Genomic DNA, 6,340 nt, shown 5'->3' on the forward strand with positions numbered 1-6,340 from the left:
AGGCTGCCGCCATTGGCTGATTTGCGACTTAAGGTTCGTTTTCCGATGATCACAGCGTCCAAGGCCTTCATTGCGTTCTGTCTGCTCGCGGTGGTCGGCACCGTGCTGGTGATCGGCCCGACCGAGCTGCGCCATCTGTTGCCAGGCGGGACCGGCACCGACATCGTGGTGGCGGCGAAGCCGGATACGAAGCCTGAAGCCAAGGTCGAGGCCAAGGTCGAACCGAAGCCGGTGCCGAAGCCCGACGAGCCGAAGCTCGCCGCCGCGCAGCCCGCACCGGCTCCATCCCCGGAGCCGGTCACCCCGAAGGCGGCGCCGCTCGCCGAGACGCAGAAGCAGGTCACGGCCGCGCTGGCCGATCTGGCGCCAGTCAAGCCGCCGGCCGCCGCGCCCGATCCCGGTCCGAAGTTCGACGTCGCCCGTATCGGCGATCATGGCGAGGCGGCGGTGATCGCGGGCCAGGCCGTGCCGGGTGCCAAGGTCGAGCTGCTGCGCGACGGCAAGCCGCTCGATACGGTGGTGGCCGATGCGTCGGGGCAGTTCGTCATGATGCCGCCGCAGCTCCCCGCCGGCAGCTACGAGCTGACGCTGCGGTCCAAGGCGCCTGACGGCACCGTCCTGCAATCCAGCCGCACCATGCCGGTGACGATCGCGGAGGCCGCGGCGCCGCCGCCCGCCCGTGTTGCGCCCGCCGCGAAGCAGGCCGAGAAGCCGGACGACAAATCCGATGTCGTGGCGTCCTTGCCGGCGCCGCGTCTGGCCGGGGCACCCGACAGGCCGGCGGCTCGGCCCAGACTGATGGGTGCGCCGAAGCCAAGGGAGCCGAGGGAGCCAAGGGAGCCAAGGGTCGTCATGGCGCGGGTGCCCGTGGCCACGACGGTCGCATCGGCCTCGCCGGCGGACGCCCTCACCGCGACGCCGTCGGAGGCGGGCGGAAGCCGGGTGATCTCCCGCGGCGACAGCCTGTGGGCGCTCAGCCGTCTGGCTTACGGTGACGGCAATCGCTACGCGGTGATCTTCAACGCCAACCGCGAGAAGATCCACAATCCCAATCTGATCTATCCCGGCCAGACCGTTGTGCTGCCGCAGAAGGCGGACTGAGCGCGGTCTCTCTTCTCCCTCGGCCCGTTCTTACGGGGAGAGGTGAGAGCGCGTCGCCGCCGTTCTGCGACGCTTTGACCCCCGCACCCCCGGAACCTTCGGTTCCCCTGCGCGTCATTGGGATGCGACGCATTTCGCGCTTGGACTTGGCGCCGGAGGAGGGCCAAGGTGGAGAGGTCGGCGATCATGTCGGGATCACGGATGCGACTGGCACTGGCCGGCGCGGCCCTCGTGATGGCGGCAGTGCTGCTGCCTGACAAGGCCGAGGCGCAGTTCGGGATGCGCGGCGGTCCGCTCGGCGTTGCACGGTTCGCCGTCGGGCACGTGATGGGCATGTCGCGATTGCGCCACGCCCGCATGGCGGCGCGCGGCGGACGCACCCGCTCCGCCGCGTTGCGGTCGCAAGATCCTCGTCAGGATTCTCCCGGCATCGCGCGCGAGCAGGCGCCCAATCCCATGATCCTGCGCGCGGCACTCACGGCGCAAGCCGCGCTGTCGGGCTGGCGCGGCGGTCGCCGCCCGCAGGGCTGGTGGCGCCACCCGGATGGCAGCTATGGCTGGGCCGGCCCGGTGTTCTGGCCGTTCGCGCATGACGATCTCACCAACGCGATCATCTTCGGCGATGCCACCAGCATCTCGCTCTACGGCTATGGCGACATCTACGCCGCGATCTTCGCGCCCTATGCCGCCACCGAGCTCGCCGCCTACACCGCGCCGCAAGGACGGCGTGCGCGCAAAATTCCGTCGGCGCAAAACATCTGCGACGTCAGCGATCCCGCCGGCTTCCCGGCCGATCGCATCGCGAGCGCCGTGCAGCCGAACGAATTGCAGCGCACCGCGCTCGACGATCTCGGTGCCGCCTGGCTCGCGGCGCGCGACAGCATTCGCGCGGCCTGTCCGTCGCAGGTGCCCGCGACCGCGGCGGATCGCCTTGGCCTGATGCGCGAACGCCTCGAAGCGATGATCCAGGCAACAGACGCGATCGCGCCGTCGCTCGCCAAATTTGTCGACCTGCTCGACGACGGTCAGAAATCAAAACTCGACGCGCTCGCCAGGGAGCGCCACGCCGCGCTTGCGGCGGGCCAGCCCAAGGATCAGTCCAAGGATCAGTCCAAGGGGCAGCTCAAGGATCAGTCCAGGGATGCGCGCGCGGCAGGCGCCTGCGATCCGAACAGCGATCCCCGCTACGACGTGCAGCTGCAGCGCCAATACGAACAGCTCGTGCAGCAGCAATGGCCGGCCAACGACATCGCGTCCACGCTCAAGCTTGACGACACCGCCCGCGCCCGGCTCGACGTGCTCCAGGACACCGCGCTGCGCACCATGGAGACGCTGAGCGCCTGCCCGACCAGGCCCGCCGCGACGCCGCAGGCCCGCCTCACGGACGTGAAGGCCCGGCTGGAGACGATGCTGCAAGCCGTGAAGGGCGTCGGCGATGCTCTCGACGATTTCGAGGCGGATCTGAGCGACGAGCAGAAGGCCGCCTTCGAGGCGATCGGGCCGAAGCGCGGGGCGTGATCACCCGCATGCCCAGTCGAACTTCATGTTCTTGAAGTCGAGCTGCGCGTTGCCGGTGCCGAAATTGTAGCCGCCGAAATATTCCTCGAACTCGATGTAGAACGGGCTCATCTCCGGCACCGCCTGGCAAGGCCGCATGGTGCCGCCGAGATGGTTGTGGGCGTGGTCCTTGCCCCAATCGTGCAGGCGGTAATTCTCGGTGCTCGGAACGCCGCCGGCAAAGTAGTAATAGGGTTGATAGTCGCTCGGCGGGTTGCGCGCCAAGTGCGGGTCCTGCGGCGCCTTGCCGGCGTTGGGATCGGTCGCGCGCTGCATCAGGGCGATCGCGAGGTTCTCCGCCAGATCGGCCCGCGGCGGGCTGGCGAACATCTTCTGCGCGAAGGGCGGGGCGGACTCGAAGAAAGCGCTGGCGCCGCCGACATCGAGCCAGCGCGGCCGCTCCGCGGTCGCCAGTGCAAGCGGGGCCGGCGGCGTCGCGAATGCGCCTTCGTATTCGGCTGCGGTGAGCAGCAGCGCGGCATATTCGTAATCGAGGATGTCGGTCATGCGCGAGAGCCGCGGATGCGCTGGTCGCGCCAGCACCGCCTCGCGGATGTCAGCATCGTCAGCCGCGCCGCCGTCATTGTGATCGGGCGGGGTCGCAAAGAACGACACCGCGACGATGTCCGCGCCATGGACGCGATAATCCTCCGGCAGCTTCAGCGTGAAGCCGTGCATCAGCGGAAAGCCGGTGACGGGATCGAGCGGCCATTGCTCGGATGCAATGCCCGGCGGCAGTCCATAGACCCAGCCGTGGTCACGCGTCCGATCGGCGGGACGGTCCAGCATCTGCAAATCATACGCGCGCGAAGGCAAGGCAAACGTCACAGGTCGTCTCCGATCCGGATTCATGCCTCGCCGTTGAGGCGATGGTTAGTCGCGGGGAGGCGGGATGTGGTTCGTGGCGGAGGGGTTTCGGGGATGATGCCATTCTGCCGGTGTTTTGCCCGACGTGTCAATTGGAATTTCGTAAAATCCGCAAGCGGGATGAAATTCACCATACAGCTCAGGCCTATGGCTACTGTGCATGGGGTTGTTTTCGATTTTTTGCTGGCGGCTAGCCTCGCCGGCGCGCGACCGACGCATCCACCACGTTCTCCGCGTCCTCGTTCCAGCTCAAGATCTCCATCGCCAGCACCGGGTGGTTGAACCCCTTGAGCTGGAGATCGTCGAGCGCGCGGGCCTCGACCCAGGGCTCGACGATGCCGTAGACGCGGCGGCTGACCACGATCTGGTTCGGCTTGGCCTCGCCGCAGAGGCGGGAGGCGAGGTTGGTGACGCTGCCGATCGCGGCATATTCCAGCCGCTGCTCGAAGCCGACCTGGCCGAGCGTGGCATAGCCGAGCGCGATGCCGATGCCGAAGCCGAGGCTGTGCCCGCGGTTGCGCCAGCGCTCGGTCAGCGGGCCGATCGTGTCGCGCATCTCCACCGCCATCTTCACGGCGCGCCGTGTGTGGTCCTCGAACTGGATCGGCGCGTTGAACAGGATCATCACGCCGTCGCCGGCATATTTGTCGAGCGTGCCCTCGTATTTGAAGATCAGCGTGCCCAGCGCGGCGTGATACTCACGCAGCACGTTCATCGCCTCTTCCGGCTCGGTCGCCTCGGTGAAGGCGGTGAAGCCGCGCAGGTCGCAGAACACCACGGTCACTTCGCGGCGCTGGCTGGTGAGCAGCCCCTCGGGGCTGTCGGAGGAGGCGATCAGCTGCGCGACCTGCGGCGCCAGGAAGCGCTCGAGCTTGCGGATGCGCTCGATCTCGCCGAGCTGGGTCGCGACACGTTCCTCCAGCGACTTGTTCCAGTCCTTGAGCTGCTCGGTCTGCTCGCGCAGCTTGTCGGCCTGGGCGCGCACGGTCTCGTTCGCAGCCGCGAGCTCGCGGCCCTTGTGATCGACCTCGGTGAACAGTCGCGCATTTCGCATGGCGAGCACGGCCTGGTTGGCGAAGGTGCGCATCAGGCCGATGATGCTTGCGGCGAACTCGCCACTGGGGTGGCGCAGCACCACCAGCGCACCGAGCGTGCCCTGCTGGTCGACCAACGGCACCACCAGAACTGAGTGAAAGCCGGCCTCGAGCGCGACGTCGCGCAGCGGCTGCTCGGCTGCATGGTCGAGATCGGCGATCGCGATCGGCTCGCCGCTTCTGGCGGCATCGCTCAGGATGTTGTCGCCCTGCTCGATCGTGACATGGGCGCCGTCGGCCGATTTGTCGATGCCTTCAGCCTCGACCAGGTTGAAGCGGCGCGCCTTGGCATCGAAGCCGTAGATCAGAACTGCATCGGCGTGGGTGATCTCGATCGCGCGCGCCGCGATCGTCGGCAGCACGGCGTTAAGATCGAGCGAGGAGGCAACCGCACGGCCGACCTCCTCGAGCACCTTGAGCTCGTTGATCGACTGGGCGAGATCGCGGGTGCGCTCGTCGACCTTGGTTTCGAGATTCGAGTAAGTCTCCTGGATCTGGCCAGCCATGCGGTTGAACTGACCGGCGAGGTCTTCCAGCTCGTCGGAGGTGTGGACGTCGATGCGGTGGCTGAAATCGCCCTCGCCGAGCTTGTGCGCGCCATCGCGCAGCGCGGTGATCGGGATGATCATGCGGCGGGCGAGCAGCGTGCCGGCGAGGATCGCGACCATCAGTCCCATGCCGATCAGAAGCGCGATCCGCACCAGCTGGTCGCGGATCGGCATCAGCGCCTGCGTGGTCGGTTGCTCGAACAGCACGCTCCAGCCGAGTTTCGGCACCGTGCTCGCGGCGCTCATCACCGCATGGCCGTTGAAGTCGGTTCCCGAGGTATCGGGCTCGCGGCCGGGCGCGATCGCGGCTGCGACCTGCGGCAGCTTCGACAAATCCTTGCCGACATCGGGGCCCTTCGACGACGTCGCCAGCACGCGGCCGCGCGGATCGACCACATAGGCGAAGGCCGCCTTGCCGACCTGGGCGTCGGACAGGAAGTCGGAGAGGAAGCTGAGGTCGAGCTCGGCGACGGTGACGCCGGCATTGAAGCCGGAATGCGCCACCGAGATCGACATCATCGGCGTCCGGTCCACGAACCAGGCCGGCGCGTAGCTGACGCCGCGGGCGACGGTGTCGGTGAAGCGCATGTCGCGGGAGAGATCGGCATTGCCGCCGGTCGTGGTCGACTGGCGCGAGACGCGCAGCACCTCGCGGCCGTCGCCGTTGAGCTGGAACAGCTGGTTGACGACCGAGACCTGATGCAGCAGCTGGGCGTAGTCGGCGCGGCGCTTCTCCAGCGTGTCCTGGCTCGCCCGCGTCACCCAGCTGATCTGGCGCTCGAGCTCGGAGATCGACTGTTCCATCCGCCGGGCCGCCGCCTGCGCCTTGTCCTCGAGCCCGTCGGTCAGCTGGGTCTTGGTGGCGCGGTAGGAGATCCAGGTCTCCATCGCGCCGTTGACGGCGAGCACGAACACGACGAGGCCGACGAGGGAGACGACGTATTTGGCGAACAGGCCCTCGCGCAGAAACCGTGTCTTGTCGTTCGCTCCCGCCATCCCGATCCTCTCGCGCCGCCATCGACGCCGCGCGCTACGGGCCGTACCGGCCCAGCCGTCCTTCTAACACAAATCGGGCCAGCGGACGGGTGGTCCGGCAGGCTTGGTTACCCAGCGCGGACGCCGGTTTGGGCCGAATTGTCGCAGCCTCATCCGTTCGGATGAGGCGGGGGGAGG

At 67.8% G+C, this 6,340-nt stretch carries 4 protein-coding genes; 2 read left to right on the top strand and 2 right to left on the bottom strand.

What is annotated here, in order from left to right; genetic code table 11:
- Positions 1-45: 45 nt before the first annotated feature.
- Both PMI42_RS10350 and PMI42_RS10355 read left to right on the top strand, forming a co-directional pair.
- A complete protein-coding gene (locus tag PMI42_RS10350; protein ID WP_035965142.1) occupies positions 46-1,101 on the top strand; it encodes a LysM peptidoglycan-binding domain-containing protein in 1,056 nt (351 codons plus the stop codon).
- A gap of 186 nt (positions 1,102-1,287) precedes the next feature.
- The gene (locus PMI42_RS10355) at positions 1,288-2,619 is read left to right on the top strand and encodes a Spy/CpxP family protein refolding chaperone (protein WP_008133333.1); all 1,332 of its coding nucleotides are present in this window, start codon (positions 1,288-1,290) and stop codon (positions 2,617-2,619) included.
- On the opposite strand, the gene PMI42_RS10360 is transcribed toward PMI42_RS10355, so the two are convergent.
- Entirely contained in the window at positions 2,620-3,447 is an 828-nt protein-coding gene (locus tag PMI42_RS10360) for a hypothetical protein (protein WP_240535221.1), read from the bottom strand.
- A 268-nt stretch (positions 3,448-3,715) separates the two neighbouring features.
- Positions 3,716-6,163, bottom strand: a complete 2,448-nt coding sequence (locus tag PMI42_RS10365; RefSeq protein WP_008133338.1) for an adenylate/guanylate cyclase domain-containing protein — start codon at positions 6,161-6,163, stop codon at positions 3,716-3,718.
- Between the last annotated feature and the right edge of the window lie 177 nt (positions 6,164-6,340).

Origin of the sequence: Bradyrhizobium sp. YR681 (assembly GCF_000282615.1) — a bacterium.
GTDB lineage: Bacteria > Pseudomonadota > Alphaproteobacteria > Rhizobiales > Xanthobacteraceae > Bradyrhizobium.

Coding starts and splice junctions, on each gene's coding strand:
- PMI42_RS10350 (WP_035965142.1), top strand. CDS start 46: ATGATCACAGCGTCCAAGGCCTTCATTGCGTTCTGTCTGCTCGCGGTG.
- PMI42_RS10355 (WP_008133333.1), top strand. CDS start 1,288: ATGTCGGGATCACGGATGCGACTGGCACTGGCCGGCGCGGCCCTCGTG.
- PMI42_RS10360 (WP_240535221.1), bottom strand. CDS start 3,447: ATGCTGGACCGTCCCGCCGATCGGACGCGTGACCACGGCTGGGTCTAT.
- PMI42_RS10365 (WP_008133338.1), bottom strand. CDS start 6,163: ATGGCGGGAGCGAACGACAAGACACGGTTTCTGCGCGAGGGCCTGTTC.